This is a genomic window from Maricaulis sp. (genome assembly GCF_034670125.1).
Taxonomy (GTDB): domain Bacteria; phylum Pseudomonadota; class Alphaproteobacteria; order Caulobacterales; family Maricaulaceae; genus Maricaulis.
The window spans coordinates 493,741-510,631 of record NZ_JAXMOC010000003.1; the positions used below are offsets into that span (position 1 = coordinate 493,741).

The 16,891-nt window shown below is 62.6% G+C and carries 14 protein-coding genes and 1 pseudogene; 5 read left to right on the top strand and 10 right to left on the bottom strand.

Annotated features, from left to right (window positions below; genetic code table 11):
• Nucleotides 1-41: 41 nt before the first annotated feature.
• The 4 genes from VOI18_RS08570 to VOI18_RS08585 form a co-directional block, all read right to left on the bottom strand.
• Nucleotides 42-371 (bottom strand): Hpt domain-containing protein, encoded by a 330-nt coding sequence (locus VOI18_RS08570; protein WP_323761984.1) that lies wholly within the window; start codon nt 369-371, stop codon nt 42-44.
• 141 nt (nt 372-512) lie between these two features.
• Nucleotides 513-1,556: a LacI family DNA-binding transcriptional regulator gene (locus tag VOI18_RS08575; RefSeq protein ID WP_323761985.1), complete on the bottom strand. Its 1,044-nt coding sequence runs from the start codon at nt 1,554-1,556 to the stop codon at nt 513-515.
• A 120-nt stretch (nt 1,557-1,676) separates the two neighbouring features.
• Entirely contained in the window at nt 1,677-2,360 is a 684-nt protein-coding gene (locus VOI18_RS08580) for a ChrR family anti-sigma-E factor (RefSeq protein ID WP_323761986.1), read from the bottom strand.
• Complete coding sequence (locus VOI18_RS08585; protein ID WP_323761987.1) at nt 2,357-2,941, bottom strand: sigma-70 family RNA polymerase sigma factor; 585 nt, start codon at nt 2,939-2,941, stop codon at nt 2,357-2,359. The genes VOI18_RS08580 and VOI18_RS08585 overlap by 4 nt, the downstream gene beginning before the upstream one ends.
• 223 nt (nt 2,942-3,164) lie before the next feature.
• On the opposite strand from VOI18_RS08585, the gene VOI18_RS08590 reads away from it, so the two are divergent.
• The 5 genes from VOI18_RS08590 (at nt 3,165) to VOI18_RS08610 (ending at nt 9,726) form a co-directional block, all read left to right on the top strand.
• The gene (locus VOI18_RS08590) at nt 3,165-4,514 is read left to right on the top strand and encodes an NAD(P)/FAD-dependent oxidoreductase (protein ID WP_323761988.1); all 1,350 of its coding nucleotides are present in this window, start codon (nt 3,165-3,167) and stop codon (nt 4,512-4,514) included.
• On the top strand, nt 4,511-5,287 hold the full coding sequence (locus VOI18_RS08595; RefSeq protein WP_323761989.1) for a DUF1365 domain-containing protein: 777 nt from the start codon (nt 4,511-4,513) through the stop codon (nt 5,285-5,287). Before VOI18_RS08590 ends, VOI18_RS08595 begins: the two co-directional genes overlap by 4 nt.
• The gene (locus VOI18_RS08600) at nt 5,287-6,513 is read left to right on the top strand and encodes a cyclopropane-fatty-acyl-phospholipid synthase family protein (RefSeq protein WP_323761990.1); all 1,227 of its coding nucleotides are present in this window, start codon (nt 5,287-5,289) and stop codon (nt 6,511-6,513) included. Before VOI18_RS08595 ends, VOI18_RS08600 begins: the two co-directional genes overlap by 1 nt.
• Nucleotides 6,514-6,680: 167 nt before the next feature.
• Complete coding sequence (locus VOI18_RS08605; protein WP_323761991.1) at nt 6,681-8,822, top strand: putative bifunctional diguanylate cyclase/phosphodiesterase; 2,142 nt, start codon at nt 6,681-6,683, stop codon at nt 8,820-8,822.
• A gap of 118 nt (nt 8,823-8,940) precedes the next feature.
• A complete protein-coding gene (locus tag VOI18_RS08610) occupies nt 8,941-9,726 on the top strand; it encodes an enoyl-CoA hydratase-related protein (RefSeq protein WP_323761992.1) in 786 nt (261 codons plus the stop codon).
• Between the two features lie 8 nt (nt 9,727-9,734).
• Here VOI18_RS08610 and VOI18_RS08615 read toward each other — a convergent pair whose 3' ends face one another.
• The 6 genes and pseudogenes from VOI18_RS08615 to VOI18_RS08635 all read right to left on the bottom strand — a co-directional run bounded on the left by VOI18_RS08615 (nt 9,735) and on the right by VOI18_RS08635 (nt 16,851).
• Complete coding sequence (locus tag VOI18_RS08615; RefSeq protein ID WP_323761993.1) at nt 9,735-12,857, bottom strand: efflux RND transporter permease subunit; 3,123 nt, start codon at nt 12,855-12,857, stop codon at nt 9,735-9,737.
• Nucleotides 12,854-13,981 carry an efflux RND transporter periplasmic adaptor subunit gene (locus VOI18_RS08620; RefSeq protein ID WP_323761994.1) on the bottom strand — a complete coding sequence of 376 codons (1,128 nt, stop codon included), beginning with the start codon at nt 13,979-13,981 and terminating at the stop codon, nt 12,854-12,856. Before VOI18_RS08620 ends, VOI18_RS08615 begins: the two co-directional genes overlap by 4 nt.
• A 173-nt stretch (nt 13,982-14,154) precedes the next feature.
• The gene (locus VOI18_RS08625; RefSeq protein ID WP_323761995.1) at nt 14,155-15,282 is read right to left on the bottom strand and encodes a class I SAM-dependent RNA methyltransferase; all 1,128 of its coding nucleotides are present in this window, start codon (nt 15,280-15,282) and stop codon (nt 14,155-14,157) included.
• Between the two features lie 32 nt (nt 15,283-15,314).
• Nucleotides 15,315-15,998 (bottom strand): SDR family NAD(P)-dependent oxidoreductase, encoded by a 684-nt coding sequence (locus VOI18_RS08630; protein WP_323761996.1) that lies wholly within the window; start codon nt 15,996-15,998, stop codon nt 15,315-15,317.
• Between the two features lie 279 nt (nt 15,999-16,277).
• Nucleotides 16,278-16,616: pseudogene (locus VOI18_RS15060) on the bottom strand (FCD domain-containing protein); the annotation flags it as partial.
• Nucleotides 16,567-16,851, bottom strand: coding sequence for a FadR/GntR family transcriptional regulator (locus tag VOI18_RS08635; RefSeq protein WP_323761997.1), 285 nt, complete (start codon nt 16,849-16,851; stop codon nt 16,567-16,569). The gene VOI18_RS08635 and the pseudogene VOI18_RS15060, both read right to left, overlap by 50 nt.
• Nucleotides 16,852-16,891 lie beyond the last annotated feature (40 nt).

Genomic DNA, 16,891 nt, shown 5'->3' on the forward strand with positions numbered 1-16,891 from the left:
CATCTCCTGTTGCAGTCACCCGACGATACAGCCCCGTCAAATCAGGATGCGGCCTCAAGGCGCGCAATGGAGATGTCGAGGATTGCATCGAGGTCGGAACCCGGATCCGTCGCTTCGCGCTCCAGCTCGCCAGCGATCGCGCCCAACCGGACCAGGCCGATATTGGACGCCGCCCCTTTCAGCGCATGCGCCGACGCTCGAGCGTCGGCGAGGTCAGACCGCGCGAATGCGTCGTGATAGGCTTGGGTCAGGGAGCGGAGGTCAGTGACAAACTGCGATCGCATGCCTGAAAACGCATACATTCCAACAGCATCAACCAAGTTCCGGATGATTGCCGGGTCGATCTCCGGGTATTCGTTCCAGTCGCTCAAGACCACTCTCCCTCAAGTCTGCCGCCCGGGCTCAATCAACACGAAAGCGGTCGCCCTTGACCATATAGCGCTGTTTGTTACCGGATTCACATCCCGCGCCGCCGGGCAACTTCAGCCTCGACATTGCAGGCTGGGCAGTCATCAGCCAGCGGGCGCGCCGGAGGAGTCACGCACCACGATTTCCGACCGGATTTCACGCTGGGCCGCGGCATCCGCGTCACCGTCGAGATGACTGGCCAGTAACTCGATGGCATTGCTCGACATGTCGGAAATCGGCTGCCGCACAGTTGTCAATTGCGGCCAGATCGCCGTGGCCATCGGGGTGTCGTCGAACCCGACGACCGTCAGGTCACGCGGGACATCCAGCCCGTGCCTGTGTGCGAGCGCGATCACCGCAACCGCCATGTCGTCATTGGACGCGAAAATGGCGCTCGGCCGATCATCGCGGGAAAGGAGCGTTTCGGCGGCTTCCAGGCCGGACTTGTAGGTGACTTCCCCCGCGACCAGGAGTTCGGGATCGCTTTCCAATCCATGGGCCGCCAGCGCCTCCAGATGACCGGCGCAGCGTTCACGACTTGCCCCATGTTCTTTCGGACCGCGCACAAATCCGATCCTCGAATGCCCGAGATCGATCAGGTACTCGGTCATCCGCCGCGCGGCCGCCCGGTCATCCGTGAGAATGCAGGGCGAACGATCTAGATCCGTATCGGGCGCAATACGGACGCAGGGAATGCCGGCCTCGGCAACAGCGGCCAGTACATCGGCATTGTCGCAAACCGGGGGCGGCATGATTATGCCGTCAAAGCTGGACGTTCGCAGCATGCTGGAAATCTGGCTGGCCCAGTCCGCGCCGGAGGCGTCACAGTTTTCCAGCACGAGATGGTAGCCCGACGCCCTGCAGCGGTTCAGGGCGCCGATCAGTAACTCGCTGATATAGCCCGCGCTGGGATTATCGTAGAGCAGGCCGATGAAATAGGCGTTCGCACGGGCCAGGTTTCGGGCCGAAAGATTGGGCCGGTAGTTGAGATCACGGATCGCCAACTGAACACGCTCGCGCGTTGCCGGGCGGACATTCGGCTCCGCGTTAAGCACGCGGGACACCGTCATTGCGGAGACACCGGCCGCGCTCGCCACGTCCTTGATGGTCGCTCCGGACTGTTTGTTAGCCCGCGTTTTCACACTCATGCTGACCGTCACCCCGGCACCTGACGAAATCACGTGATGCGGGATGGTAGCGCAAACGCTCGCGCCCCGCACCCGCCTTCGTCATTCGCTCCGGGGCAGGCCGGCCAAGGCCCCCCTGCATCAAAGCCCGGTAAAGGTCTGAAATGCTGTCAAAAGCGGATTGCCGAACCTGAGCTTGCCGCGGGTCAGCGCCAGACAGACACACTCGCCGTCCATTCCGATACGAATATCGTGCGCGATGTCTTCGTGGGCTTCTTCGACATCACCGCGCCGGTATTCCTGGTCGCCATCCCAGAAACTGCCCTTCAACACCAGGGTCAATTCGGAGCCAGAATGACCATGATGCGGAATGGAGACCCCCGGTTGCGCCTTGAGCAACCAGAGTCGCGTTCCGTCCTTGCCGCGCCACAATATTGACTTGCGCAGGCCCGGGCCGAGAAATTCCCATTTCATCCGGGCCGACGAGCCGGCGAGATACCGGGCGAGGGCTGGCGGAAGGTCGACGCCGTCGAGCGCGGCCGGAACAGCCGTCGCTTCAGCCGACCCGGGGTCGCCCAAGTCGCGACCATCATCCTGATCCAGCATATCCAAAAGCTCATCCGCGCTGAAGGGCAAGGCCTCACCAACCGGCATGCGATCAAGCAGCAGACCGCCAATCCGGTCCAGCCCGGCGACGCGATCCTGCGCGTCGGCATTCAACTCGACATGTGACTGGACAAGCACGGTTTCAGCTTCGCTCGCCAGACTGCCGGCGGCGTAGCCCAGATACCAGGCATCATCGAGCACGTGACCACGTTGGGTCATACCAATTCTCCAAGGGAAGTCTTCAGCTTGCCAAGGGCAAGCCGTATGCGTGATTTGACAGTACCGAGCGGCAAATTCAGTCGCTCGGCGATTTCGCTGTGGGTCAGGCCTTCGGTAAAGGCGAGCTCCACCACCTGCCGCTGATCGGCAGAGAGACTCTCCAAGGCCACACCGACACTGTCGGCCGCCTCGGCTTGTTCGCACAGATCGTCCGCAGCCGCCGCCGGGACAGGCTGGAGAGACGGGTCGGTCTCGTCCATGCGGCTGGCGCGCTGGGTCTTTCGATACTGATCAATGTGCTGATTGCGGGCGATCGTGTAGATCCAGGTCGACGCCGCCGCCCGCGACGGGTCGAAACTCGACGCCCGGCGCCAGATCGTCAACATGACGTCTTGGGTCAGATCATCAGCCATGGCCGGAACAACGCGCCGCTGGATCAGAAACGCCCGTATTCTCGGGCCGAAATGATCAAAGAGTGCCCGGAACGCCGACCGGTCCTGTGACTGGCCCACCCGCACAAGCAGGTCGGACAGCTCCTGACTCTCAACCGTCGGGGCAGGGCGGTCATTCAGATCCGTCATATGTCCCTTTCCCGGGCCGAGTACTCGGCACCAGGCCGGACGATTGGATGTCTGAACCATAGCGTACATGTGGAGGGATACGAAAGCGCCAGTGATCTGGATCATTCATCGCCGTCACATAAGTCAGATCGTCGCATTCGGCGCAGGGCAGTGATCCGATCGGGCCGTGTCGACGTACTCTTTATTCATTCCGACGCGAAGCCATCCACCGACAGGAACGCCCATGACCCAAGCCCATCGTCGCATTGCCGTTATCGGCTCGGGCATCTCGGGACTCGCGGCCGCCTGGCGCCTGTCGACCCGCCACGATGTCACGCTCTTTGAAGCCGCCGGGCGGCTGGGTGGTCACGCTAACACCGCCGATATTGATATCGGCGGGACGCAATTCGGCGTCGACACCGGCTTCATCGTCTACAATCCCCGCAACTATCCGAATTTTGTTGGCATGCTCGACCACCTTCAGGTCAGCTCCTCTGCCAGCGACATGTCATTTGCCGCGTCCATTTCCGATGGCGGATTCGAGTATTCCTCCAATCCGTCCGGCCTGTTCGCCCAGCGGCGAAACCTGCTGCGCCCCCGAATGTGGCGGATGATCGCCGACATCATGAGACTTAACCGCCACGCCCGCGATGACAGTCGCGCGGATACCGCGCTTTCGCTGGACGAATTTCTCCAGCACCATGGGTATTCCGAGGCCTTTCGAGAAGATCACATCCTGCCGATGTGCGCGGCGATCTGGTCGTCTCCGGTTGACCAGATGCGCGGTTTTCCGGCCGATGCCTTTTTCCGGTTCTTTCTCAATCACGGCTTGCTGCAGCTCACAGACCGGCCCGCCTGGCGGACCGTGACGGGCGGCAGTCGAGCCTATGTCCAGGCTTTGTCGGCCGCGAATTCGGGGGACATCAAACTGGCCACTCCGGTGCGCCAGGTTCGACGGACAGCAAGCGGGGTCACCCTGACCCTCGATCATGGGCACGAGGCCGACTTCGATGACGTGGTTTTCGCCTGCCACTCAGACCAGGCGCTGAAGCTGTTGGGTGATGCGGACACCGAAGAAACCAGCCTGCTGTCGGCCATTCGCTACCGGCCCAACACCGCCGTACTCCATACGGACGACCGCTTCATGCCTCGCCGTCGTGCGGCTTGGGCGAGCTGGAACTATCTCGAGCGGGGCGAGCGGGACTCACGCGAGATCAGTCTGACGTACTGGATGAATCGGTTGCAGCCCCTGCCGACCGAGACGCCGGTGTTTGTCACCCTCAATCCAACCTCGGCGCCAGACCCGGACCTTGTTTTGCGCACCGACCAATATGCTCACCCGGTCTTCGATCAGGCTGCGCTGACCGCGCAGGCGGACTTCGGTGTCATCCAGGGTCGCCGCGGCACCTGGTATAGTGGCGCGTGGCTGGGCTCGGGCTTCCATGAAGATGGATTGCAATCGGGACTGCGGGTTGCCGATGCAATCGGGGCGGACGCCCGGCCGTGGTCGGCCCCGGATATGAATTCCCGTATTGCCTGGACAAACCAACACCTCGGCCAACCCGGCTATCGCTTGGCTGTTGCAGCGGAATGACACCGACCGCAGCCTCCCTTCTGATCGGACAGGTCGGCCATACGCGCCGCCTGCCGCGACATCACAGCCTGCGCTACCGCGTCGCGTCTGTGCTGGTCGATATCGATGGGCCGGAGGCGCCGCGGTCGGAAGGCTGGGTGTTCGGATTCAACCGCCCGGGATTGGTCAGCCTTTACACCAAAGATCACGGAAGCGACAAAAGCCCGCTTCGCAGCTGGGTTGAGCAACGCCTGAAAGAGGCCGGCTCGACCTCGCCGATTGGCCGGATCCAGCTTCTCGCGGCACCACGCATTCTTGGCCTGGCGTTCAATCCGGTCTCCGTGTTCTTCGCTCACAATCCCCAGGGCGACCTGGCCGGATTGATTTTCGAAGTCAGCAATTTTCATGGCGGCCGTTGCGCATACGCCTTTCCGATTGAGGATCGAGCCGATCACGAAGATGCTCAGTATCTGGAAACGTCAAAACGCTTCTTCGTTTCGCCTTTCAATCCCGTTGACGGCCACTACCGTTTCCGGCTGTCGAGGACTGATGATCAGTATCGGCTCTCAATCCAGCTGATCCGCGACGGAGATGTCGTACTCAGCGCGGCGCACACCGCCCGCCTGAAGCCGCTGCAGCGCCGGGCGCTGCAGTCCGCCGCCTGGCTCGTGGCAACCAACACAACCCGCATCTTTTTTGGTATCCTGTGGGAGGCGCTACGCTTGCGCCTGAAGGGGCTGGCAACCTTTGCCCCCCGCCGCGGAACCAGTGACACCCTGCCCGGGAGGCATTGATGGACGCTTACAACGATCAATCGGCGACGTGCGCCACGAGGCCCTCGCGCCTGCAAGCCTTTGCGGCGCGCCGGATTTCAAAGGCCCTGTCCGGGCTGACCGCGTTCCGCCTCAGGGTGGAGCTGCCCGGTGGCTACGCCTTCCATGTCGGCCCGGACACAGCTGCGGCACACGCAGACTGGACTGTCCGTCGCTGGAACGCTCTGCTCCGCATTGCCGCCAGTGGCGTGCTGGGGTTTTCAGAAGGCTATGTGAACGACGAGTGGCAAACCAATGATCTGCCGACCTTGTTGACAGCGCTCGCGCGGGAGCTGGACTCCAATGCCTCGCTCTCCAGCAAGAACGGACCAAGCCGTCTCCTGGCGAGATTGCAGCATTGGCTCAATGCCAATACGCGGCGCGGCAGCCGTCGCAACATCGCTTTCCACTACGATCTGGGCAATGACTTCTATCGCCACTGGCTGGATGACAGCATGACCTATTCGGCGGCGCTGTTCGAGGACGAAGACGAAAGCCTTGCCGACGCACAAGCGCGCAAATACCGCCAGATCTGCACGAGCCTGGAGCTGAAGCCCGGGGATCATGTGCTGGAGATCGGATGCGGTTGGGGCGGGTTTGCCGAGATCGCCGCGCGGGAGTTCGGCTGCCGTGTCACCGGCCTGACCCTGTCAGCCGCGCAGCTTGAATATGCCCAAACACGAATGGAAAGAGCCGGAATCGCTGATCAGGTTGATCTGCGTCTGCAGGATTATCGCGACGTGACGGAAAAATTTGATGCCGTCGCGTCGATCGAAATGTTCGAGGCCGTCGGCGAGGCCCATTGGCCGACCTATTTCTCCCAGCTCAACCAGTGCCTGAAACCGGGCGGGAAGGCGGCGCTTCAGATCATCACCATTCGGGAAACTGATTTTGCCAACTACCGGGTTTCAGCTGACTTCATCCAGAAATATGTGTTTCCGGGCGGCATGCTTCCGCCGGTTTCCAAGCTGTCCGAACTTGCCCGAAGCGCGGGATTGACTGAAGTCGGCACCACCCTGTTCGGATCGGGCTACGCCCAGACCCTGGCCCGATGGCATCGCGCCTATCGGGCCAGCTGGCCCGATATCCAGGCGTCCGGTTTTGACGCCAAGTTCGACCGAATCTGGCGGTTCTACCTGGCGTATTGCGAAGCCGGGTTCAGAACCGGGCGTATCGATGTCGGGCAATTCGTCTACCGCAAGCCCTAGCGTCAAGGATCCCAATTCGGACGCACCCGATCGCGTCGCCCGCATGAAATATGAGGCATATCCGGGTCACGAACTGCAATTTCCCGGTTTTTCCGGACACTTGCTGACCGGACATTTACCACTTTGCTTCACCCTCCAGTCTCCAAGAAGACCAACAGGTGGACTGGATGGGACGGACACTCGACAGCACGCTCGGGCGCTACATCAATGTGGCGACCCTGTTGAGTCTGATTGCCTCGGTCCTGACCATTTATTTCTTTGTTGGCGCCCTAAACCGGAATGCCGAGCAGAATGACCGCCAGCTCCTGACCGCCGGGCTCGAAGCCGCATCCCGCCAGAACGAGACGTGGGTCGCCGATTATGGCTGGTGGGGCGAGTTGCTCGAGCTCTGGAATGACCGTCGCAAATCGGTCCTGACAGGCAGCCTCGCCTCATCTTTCTCGGACCATTCCGCATTCGATTTTGTCGGCCTTTATGGCCAAGACAATGCCGACAGTATGGCTTGGCATCGCGACACCGGCCAACGGTTACGCTCCGATGTCTTGTCGATGGAGCAGGTTGATGCCCTGCGCGGCGATCTGGTGTCAGGCTATGCGGAAAACCGCTTCATCGCGACCCACTATCTGAAGATCGGGGGGCAACTCTATCTGGCCTCGGTCACTGTGGTCGGAGAGTTTGCCGACAGGACGACGATGACCGACCCGTCGAGCGACACGATCATCGTGATTGGCACCGCCATGGATGAAAGCTTTCTGGCAGACACCGAGGAAGTGTTTCTCGTGTCAGACGTCTCCCTTCACCAGGGTGCGCTGCCACGTGGCGCGTCCGGACTTGAAATAACGGACGATGCCGGACATTCGGTGGGCTGGCTCAGCTGGCAGGCGTCGCGTCCCGGTCTCGAAACGCTACGCATCGCCTTTCTTCCGCTGTTGGCCTATATCGCTGCCTTCTTCATCTGCGCCCAGCTGATTGCCAACAAGGCCCGCGCGCTCGCCCGCCATGCTGCAGGCAACGAGCAACGTGCCATCATCGCGGCGGGGACCGACAACCTGTCCGGACTGCCAAACCGGCACGGCTTCACCAGCTTCATAGAGAGCTCGGCGGCGACCGCGGCAGCGGACAAGGGCGAGGCGGCGGTCATCTATATCGATCTCAATGGGTTCAAATCAGTCAACGACAAGGCCGGACACCGCGCCGGCGATGACGTCATCCGCCGCGTCGCTCAACGATTCCGTGCGGCCGTTGAGGGCGACATCCACATCGCCCGCATTGGCGGCGATGAGTTCGCCTGCGCATTGATCGGCGAGGACAGCTTCGGCTCGGCACTGGCGATCGCGCGCTGTCTGGCCGACAGTCTTTCCAAACCCTTCGACATCGATGGCCGACAGTTTGAAATCGGTGCGGCCATCGGCATCGCCCATTCCGAAAGCGGCCACCCAAAATCGTTCAGCCAACTCATTCATGACGCCGATCTGGCCATGTACCGCGCCAAGGCCGACCAGCTCGACAAGCCACTGGTTTTCAACGCCAGCCTTGGCCTCGAAGCAGATGCGCGCCGGGCGCTGGAAGCGGATATTGAAGCCGGTCTCGACCGCAATGAGTTCTTCGTCGTCTACCAGCCAATCGCCCGCGCCACCGATGGCAGCACGGCCTCTGTGGAAGCCCTGTTGCGTTGGGAGCACCCGACCCGGGGCGCTGTGCCGCCGGACGTGTTCATCCCGGTCGCTGAAAGCTCGAAACTCATCCGCCGGCTCGGAGACTTCGTGGTCCGCAGTGTGTGCGAGGAAATCGGCCCGGGCGCCACTCACACCGTTTCGATCAACCTGTCCCCGGATCAGCTGAACGACCCTCGGCTTTGCGAACGGTATTTGCGTGAAATCCAGGCACACGGAATGTCAGCCGACGCCATCGAGTTTGAGTTGACCGAGGCCGTACTGGTGGAAGATTTCGACCAGGCCAAGAGCCGGTTGATGGAGTTCCACAACGCCGGCTTCAAGGTCAATCTTGATGATTTCGGTACCGGATTTGCCTCAATGGGCTACCTCCACATGCTGCCCTTCTCGAAGATCAAGATCGACAGGACATTTGTGCAGACAATCGGCCGCGGTGAAGGGTCCAACAAGATGCTGCAGGCGCTCGCCTTGCTGGGCGACGCCCTGTCTCTGGACATGGTTGCCGAGGGCGTTGAAACCGAGGGACAGGCCGCCATGTTGCGCCTTCTGGGCTTCGAGTATTTGCAAGGCTGGCATTTCGGCTATCCCTTGCCGGCCGCGCAACTCAAGACCCGCACCCGCAGCGACGCAGCCTGATTTCGGATCGCGGCCACTGGCCGGACCAGCGAGCCATGGGCGTCACGGCTTCAACACTTGCGATGACTGCTCTGGCGGGCGCAGATTGGGGGCCCTGTTCGCCAGTCGGATACCCGCCGTGACCCAAGAACCAATCTACCTGAAGCGCCATGCACACCACGCCGAACTGATCCTGAATCAGCCGCAACGTCGCAACGCGCTCAGCGCCCGAATGTGGGCCGCCTTGCCCGGCCTTCTGGCAGAGGCCGCCGGCGATCCGTCCATCAAACTGCTGGTGGTGCGCGGTGAAGGCGGCGCCTTCACCGCTGGTGCCGACATTTCCGAATTCGAATCCGTCTATGCCACCGCCGATGCCGCAGAGGCGTATACAAAGGCCATCGCCGGCGGGCTCGACGGGCTGGCCCATTTTCCCAAGCCGACCCTGGCGGTCATCCGCGGAGCCTGTGTCGGCGGCGGTTGCGGCCTTGCCCTCTCATGCGACCTGCGCTTTGCCGCGTCCGACAGCCGTTTCGGCATCACGCCGGCCAAGCTCGGCCTGGCTTATACGCTCAACGACACCAAACGACTGATCGACGCTGTCGGCGTACCGGTCGCCAAAGACCTGCTCTATTCCGCCCGCTTGGTGGATGCGGACGAGGCTCAGGCGATCGGGCTGATCAACAGGTGCTTTGATCCCGACCGGCTTGACGCGGAAGTGGACGCCTATCTGGCCACCATGCTGTCGCGGTCAACCGGATCAGCCCGCGCGATCAAGCGCGTCATCCACCTCATTCGTGCGGGCGTCGATCACGACACGGACGAAACGCGCCAGCTCTTCCTGGACGCCTTTCGCAGTGACGACTTCAAGGAAGGTTATCGAGCTTTCCTCGACAAGCGGGTCCCGGACTTCACTGGCAAGACCTGACGTTCCGGCTATTCAGCCGGCGTCTCGACGGCTTCATCGCCCGCGGCCCGGGCTTCCGCCTCCAGCTGGCGGGAGACCCAGTTCGGGGTCTTTGTGAAGCGGCCCAGGACACCATAGGCAACCGGCACAACGAACAGCGTGAAGAGTGTCGCCACCGTGACACCGGCAAAGATGACCACCCCGATGGTGATCCGGCTTTCTGCGCCCGGGCCAGTGCCGATCACCAGCGGAAAGGCACCGATCGCTGTCGATATTCCGGTCATCAGGATCGGCCGGAAGCGGGTTTCAGCGGCATCGAGGGTAGCGGTCCGCAGGTCCCGACCCGTTTCTCGCAGCTGATTGGCAAATTCGACGATCAAGATGCCGTTCTTCGCGGCGAGACCGATCAGGATCACCAAGCCAATCTGCGAGTAGATGTTGAGGCTGGAGCCAACCAGTTCCAGTCCGAACAGACCGCCGGCGACCGCGAGCGGTACGGTCAGCATGATCACGAGTGGCTGGATCAGGCTTTCGAACTGGGCGGCCAGCACGAGGAAAACGATCAGCAGGGCCATGCCAAAGGCGAACAGCACGGCGGAATTGGCGTTGAGGAACTCTTTCGCACCGCCCAGATAGGTCGTGCTCATCTCGGGTGGCAGGTCGCGCTGGGCCCATTCGTCCAGCCAGGCAACCGCTTCGCCAAGTGTATACCCTTCAGCCAGCGTCGCAGAGACAGTCACCGCGCGTTGTCGGTCAACGCGATTGCGCGATGAGGCTTCGCCAACTTCACTCAGGGACACCAGATTGGATAGCGGGATCAACTGTCCGGCCCGACCGGAAACATACAAGGACTCCAGGTCTTGGGCGCTGGACCGGGCCTCGCGCCGGTTTTCCAGGATCACATTGTAGGCCTCGCCGCGATCGATGAACTGGCCGACCCGGCGCGACCCGAGATGGGTTTGCAAGGTTTGTCCGATTTCAGCGACCGAAACCCCCAGATCCGCGGCGCGTTCGCGATCGATATCGACGATGAGGCGGGGACTGGTCGGCTCATAATTCTTGCGGGCCCGCATCAGGCCGGGATTGCCCTCACGGACTGCGGCCATGAGGCGCTCGGCCTGGCGGTCCAGGGCGCCGTAATCCGGTCCCAGCAGAACGAACTGGACATCATCACCGCCACCACCGCCACCGAGTGAAGAGCGCATCGACGCGAACGCCTGGACTCCGGTCAGCTGGCCCAGACGTCCGTTGATGTCCCGCATGATCTCGCTTCCCGGGCGACGTTCGTCCCAGTCTGTCATGGTCCCAATCACGAAACCGGAGTTGAAACCGCTGCCGCCCCACCCCGGCGAAATCACCAGGACTCGGCGCAGCTCTCCGGTCTCGACAAAGTCCATTGCAATCGCTTCGACCTCGTCGGCCTGAGTCGACATGTAGTCAAAACTCGCGCCCTCCGGACCCGCAAATCGTCCGAAGAAGGAGCCCCGGTCTTCCGGTGGCGTCAGCTCGGCCGGCAGGCGGTCCAGAAGGAAGACTGAGCCCGCGATGGCCACCCCGACGAAGGGGATCATCAATACCGGAAGTTTCAATGCGATTTCCAGGCTCTCGCGATAGGATCGCCTCACTGCGTTGACGATACCGTCGACCCATTTTGCCAGGCCCGTTGCCTCGCGACTTGGGCGCAGGAGTTTGGACGCCATCATCGGCGACAGGGTCAGCGCCACAAAACTCGACAGGACCACGGCCCCGGCAATCGTCACGGCCAATTCGGTAAAGATGCGGCCGATGAAGCCAGGCAGGAACACCAGCGGCACAAACACGGCGACCAGAACCGCCGTCGTCGCCACAACGGCAAAGAAGACCTGCCGCCCGCCCCGCAGGGACGCAAGGGCCGGCGGCTCGCCCAGGTCGACCCGACGCTGAATGTTCTCGAGCACGACGATCGAGTCATCGACCACGAGCCCGATCGCCAGGACGAGCGCCAAAAGAGTCAGGATGTTGACCGAGAATCCTGCGACGGCGAGGATCGCGAACACACCAATCAGGCAGACCGGTACAACGGCGGCCGGGATGATCGCCGCACGCAGGCTGCCCAGGAACAGATAGATCACCAGTACGACCAGCGTCGCCGCAATGGCCAGTGTCCGCCAGACTTCCTTGATCGATTCCTCGATGAAAACCGTGTCGTCAGAGGCGGAAATCAACTCCATGCCTTCCGGCAGGGTCAGGCGAACCCGCTCGGCCTCGACACCGATCGCATCCGCCACCTCGACCGAATTGGCCTGGCTCTGCCGGACGAAACCCAGTCCGATCATGTTTTGGCCATTGCCGCGGAACAGCGTCCGGGGTTCTTCCGCGGCGAGTTCCACATCGGCCACTTCGGCGAGACGGATCACATGGCCCTCACCGGTCCGCGATATCGGCAGTCGGGCAAACGCGTCCGGATCCGCGAACAGGCGCTCGACGCGGACCACGATCTGCGTGTCAGGCGTCTCGACGGATCCACCGGGAACCTCGACATTCTGGGTACGGAGCGCACCATCGATATCGGAAACGGTCACGCCGCGTGCGGCCATCGCCTGCGGGTCGAGCCAGATCCGCATCGAGTAGCGACGCTGCCCGCCAATCCGGACCTGTGCGACACCGTCGATGACCGAGAAACGATCCAGCAGCGCGCGTTCGGCATAATCGGAAAGCTCTTCCGATGTCATCCGGTCAGACAGGAGATTGTACCAGACGAAGGGCCGGGCATCGCTGTCCTGCTTGCGCACTTCAACCTGCTCCACATCCTGGGGCAAGCGATCGAGCACTCGAGAGACCGCATCGCGGACATCATTGGCGGCGGCTTCAATATTGCGATCGAGTGAAAACGTGATGGTGACGCGGGACGAGCTGTCGCGCGAGGACGAAGTGATCGTCTCGACGCCGTCAATTCCGGACAGCTGATCCTCGATGATCTGGGTAACCCGGTTCTCGACCACTTCGGCATTGGCGCCAGGGTAATCCGCCGAGACGGAAACCACCGGTCGGTCGACGTCAGGCAGTTCGCGCAAGGGCAGGTCGCGCAACCCGAGCACGCCGAACACGACAATCAGGGCACAGAAGACAAATGCCAGGACGGGGCGGCGGACCGCAATGTCGGAGAGGGTCATTGCGCGGCCTCTCCGCCGGTAGCGGCCGAACCGGCCACCACACCGCCCGCATCCAGGCGCAATTCGCGGGCGATGCGGACTTCGGCGCCGTCCCGTATGCGGTGGACACCTTCGGTGATGATCCGTTCGCCAACCTGCAAGCCATCGAGAACTTCCACCATCTGCCCGGAGCGGCGACCCAGATTGATTGTACGCTGACGGGCGAAAACACCTTCGGCGCTTTCCTCGACAACGTAGACGAAGGTCTGGTCGAGATAACGGGTCAAGGCCGATCCGGGTACAGCCGGGCGGGAACGCTGATCGCGGCGCACTTCGACCGTCATCAACTGGCCGGGCAGCAGGCGGCCATCCTGATTTTCGATTTCAGCGCGGATCGTGACGCTGCGGGTGACCGGATCAATGCGGCTGTCGACCTGGGCGATCAAGCCTGTGAACACTTCGTCCGGATAGGCCGAGGTCCGTGCGGCGATCGGCATGCCCGCGGAAACAACCGACAGGAAACGCTCGGGGACTGTGAAATCGAGCTTGATCAGGCTGGCATCGTCGAGGCGTGCGATGGCGTCGCCGGGCCGGACCAGCCCACCCAAGCTGACCTCACGGAGGCCGACAATGCCGGCGAAGGGCGCCCGGACGATACGGTCTGCCAGCTGTGCCTCGATGGACGAGACCCGGGCGCGGGCCCGCTCGACAACGGCAGTCACTTCATCGAGCCGCGATTGGGGAATGACGGCGCGACTCACCAGATCGGTGGTCCGGGTCAGGTCGCGCTGCGCCTCACGGAGCGTGGTGCGGGCTTCCGTCAGTCCGGCCGCCTCTTCGGTATCCGTCAGCTCAACAAGGATCGCGCCGGCCGCAACCTGCTGGCCGGACTCGAAATTGATCCGTGAAATCGTGTCGGTCACCCGTGCGGTAATCGTGACGGTTTCATTGGCCCCCGCCGTTCCCAGAGCCTCGACAATATCGGCGAACATGACCTCAGGCACATCAGCAACGGCGACCGCCGTTACACGTTCACCACGCATCATGGCACCGCCTTCCGACGGCATCAGCGCCCGAACGGCGATGATCGCCGTCATCGCAAGGAAAGCAACAAGAACAATGATCAAGAAACGGGCGCGGTGCATGGGCAATCTCCTGCCCGCATAAATGGCCCGTCTGACTCCGATGGCAAGTCCCCAATTGGGTCGTGACAGGCAATGATGGCGTGATCATTCCCGAGGCGTGGCGTGCCAGGCGACAACGCCGACCACCGATCTCCCGATCCAACCGGCTGCGTCCGGCGACGAACCGTACGGTTTCAGCGCAGCGGCTTGGTCAGATGGAGTCGGACTTTCAAACCACCGTGATCGACGGGGCGGCCTGGCGGGGCAAACGGGAGGCGGGTCGCCCGGGCGAGGGCGGGGTCGGTTGTGATCAAGCCAATCCGCCATCCACGGAAACGGGCCCGCATCGCGTCCCCAAAGGCACCGTAGACGCCATACAGGCCCTTGCGGTTGCCGATGCGCGCGCCATAGGGCGGGTTCACGATCACCAAACCCGGATCTCCGTCCGGACGCTCGCGCTTCTCCACCGGACAGACATCAAACTCCGTGATGCCACCCAGCCCGGCCCGCGCGGCATTGGTCCGACTCATGCGGACTGCGCCCTCATCACGGTCCGACCCTCGGTACCGGGATGCAATTGTCCGGGCCGATGCCCGTGCGGCCGCGTCGGACTTCATCGACTGCCAGGCAACAGGGTCAAAGCCGGCCAGGTGCTCGAACGCGAACGATCTTTCCCGACCCGGCGCGATCCGGCCGGCGATTTCGGCCGCCTCGATCACAAAGGTTCCTGACCCGCACATCGGATCAAGAACCGGCTCGACACCATCAAACCCCGCGGCCCGCAGAAACAGCGCCGCCAGGTTTTCCCGCATTGGCGCCTTGTTGACCTCAGCCTTGAATCCGCGGCGGTGAAGAAGCTCACCGGAGGTGTCGATGCTGAGCGTGCAAAGATTGTCATCGATCCGGACTCGCACGCATACGACGGCCTCCTCGCATGCCGGCACCCCGACCGCCGCTTCGATGGCATTCGCCACGCGCTCGGCAGCGGCACCGGCATGATAGATTTTCGAATGACGGCAACTCGCCTCAACGCGCACCGGCACTCCGGGTTTCAAGACATCCGACCAGGGAAACTGGCGTGCGCGCTTGTCGAGTTGCGACAGGTGCACGACCCGGAAGGAGCCGATCCGGGCGAGAATCCGGCTGGCACCGCGCACTTCCAGGTTGGCGCGCCAGACTTCAGGCCAGCCGCCGGCAATGGTCACCCCGCCCGTGTCGACCCTGGGCGCTTTGAACCCCTTCTCCACGAGTTCAGCGCGCAAGACAGACTCGAGGCCTGGCGGTACCGCCAAAAAAATCTCGAAACGGGCATCACGGGTCATGCGATCCCCTTTCCGGGCCCCCGCCGGGCGACTCAGACGCGCCCGGTAACCGGCACAAGGGCACCGGTGACCGCCCGGGCCTGTTCACTCGCCAGGAACAGCATCACCGATGCCAGGTCATCGGGTGCAACCCAGTCGGTTGGGTCCGCATCGGGCATATCGGCCCTGTTGGTCGGTGTATCCAGCACCGAAGGCAAGACCGCATTGACTGTGACCTTGCCCAGCAGTTCACGGGACAGGCTTTCGGTCAGACGGGCGACGCCCGCTTTGGAAGCGGCATAGGCCCCCATGCCGGCATCCGACTTTACCGCACCGGCCGCGCCGACATTGACGATCCGCCCGGCCGGGCTTTTGCACAACCAAGGCATCGCCACCTGACTGGCCGTGACGGCGGTTTGGACATTGATGGCAAACATGCGTTGCCAGCTTTCGACCGCACCGCCATCCAGCGTCTCCCAGATGAAACCGCCAGCGATGTTCATGAGAACATCGATACCGTCAAATTCGGATGCGATGTCTGCGAAGGCATTGCCGGCCGACTGGCTGTCGGTCAGATCGACCCGACCCAGCCGCCTGTGTCCGACAAGACTGTCGTCATCGGCGATGGGTGCCCGATCAATCAGCGCGACCTGATAGCCGGTGGCCACCGCCATGCGCGCCACGGCCTGACCCAGAATTCCGGCACCGCCGGTAATGACTATCGTTCGCGTGGTCATGCATTTCCCCTGATGATTTCGTGTGATCTGATACCCATGCTCCACGGTCGCGATGGCCAACACAAGTGGCGGTTCCAGAACGGGAGCCATTGCACGGGGGCTCAGCCCGCCAGGGCGGAGCTTTCCAGGAAGCGGGCCCGGGCCCTCATCGGGTTGCCGGCGGGCCGCCTCGATGGCCTGGCGCTCGGCGGTGCTGAGCATGGCTTCAATGATGCAGGTGAAGTGCCGGCGCATGGCCTGACGGGCCGCGCTCGCGTCACGATTTCGGATCGCCGACGCGATAGCGCGATGTTTGGCCAGACGCTCGGCTGGCGGGACCCCGCAGATCGGCTCATAGGCATCCTTGATCTGCGGACTTTCCGAACGGAACCTCCAAAGACGCTCGATCGTGTCCAAGACGGCCGCGTTCCGCGACGCCTTTGCAATTTTCAGATGGAATTGCCTGTCGAGGTCCTCATGCAGGGCGCCATCCTGCCCGCTTTTCTCACCCATTTTGACGACAAGCTGATCCAGCCGGTCCAACTCCGCCTCATTGAATTTGATCGCAGCGAGCGCGGCGGCCTCGGCTTCAAACGCCGTGCGCGCCTGCGTGAGTTCGAACGCATTGATGCCGGGCAGTTGTTCGGTCGGCCTTGGGAGGCAGCACCTTGGCGCCGGAACCGGTGCGCACCTCGATCAGTTTTTGCGCCGGCAGCGCGATCTGCGCCTCTCGAGTGGTGACGCGGCTGACCCCGAGCGACTTGGCCAGGTCACGTTCGGCGGGCAAGCGACTGCCGGGCGGAAACTGTCCGCTGTCGATCATCGCCCGGATCTTCCAAGCAACCTCATTATGGAGTCGCTTGGCTGTGCTCATCAGGACGCTGTTCCTTCATTCCCACCGACCACCGGGCCAG

What these genes read in the sequence shown, in the direction of transcription:
- VOI18_RS08575 (WP_323761985.1), bottom strand. Translation starts at nt 1,556, where the DNA reads ATGAGTGTGAAAACGCGGGCTAACAAACAGTCCGGAGCGACCATCAAG.
- VOI18_RS08580 (WP_323761986.1), bottom strand. Translation starts at nt 2,360, where the DNA reads ATGACCCAACGTGGTCACGTGCTCGATGATGCCTGGTATCTGGGCTAC.
- VOI18_RS08585 (WP_323761987.1), bottom strand. Translation starts at nt 2,941, where the DNA reads ATGACGGATCTGAATGACCGCCCTGCCCCGACGGTTGAGAGTCAGGAG.
- VOI18_RS08590 (WP_323761988.1), top strand. Translation starts at nt 3,165, where the DNA reads ATGACCCAAGCCCATCGTCGCATTGCCGTTATCGGCTCGGGCATCTCG.
- VOI18_RS08595 (WP_323761989.1), top strand. Translation starts at nt 4,511, where the DNA reads ATGACACCGACCGCAGCCTCCCTTCTGATCGGACAGGTCGGCCATACG.
- VOI18_RS08600 (WP_323761990.1), top strand. Translation starts at nt 5,287, where the DNA reads ATGGACGCTTACAACGATCAATCGGCGACGTGCGCCACGAGGCCCTCG.
- VOI18_RS08605 (WP_323761991.1), top strand. Translation starts at nt 6,681, where the DNA reads ATGGGACGGACACTCGACAGCACGCTCGGGCGCTACATCAATGTGGCG.
- VOI18_RS08615 (WP_323761993.1), bottom strand. Translation starts at nt 12,857, where the DNA reads ATGACCCTCTCCGACATTGCGGTCCGCCGCCCCGTCCTGGCATTTGTC.
- VOI18_RS08620 (WP_323761994.1), bottom strand. Translation starts at nt 13,981, where the DNA reads ATGCACCGCGCCCGTTTCTTGATCATTGTTCTTGTTGCTTTCCTTGCG.
- VOI18_RS08625 (WP_323761995.1), bottom strand. Translation starts at nt 15,282, where the DNA reads ATGACCCGTGATGCCCGTTTCGAGATTTTTTTGGCGGTACCGCCAGGC.
- VOI18_RS08630 (WP_323761996.1), bottom strand. Translation starts at nt 15,998, where the DNA reads ATGACCACGCGAACGATAGTCATTACCGGCGGTGCCGGAATTCTGGGT.
- VOI18_RS08635 (WP_323761997.1), bottom strand. Translation starts at nt 16,851, where the DNA reads ATGAGCACAGCCAAGCGACTCCATAATGAGGTTGCTTGGAAGATCCGG.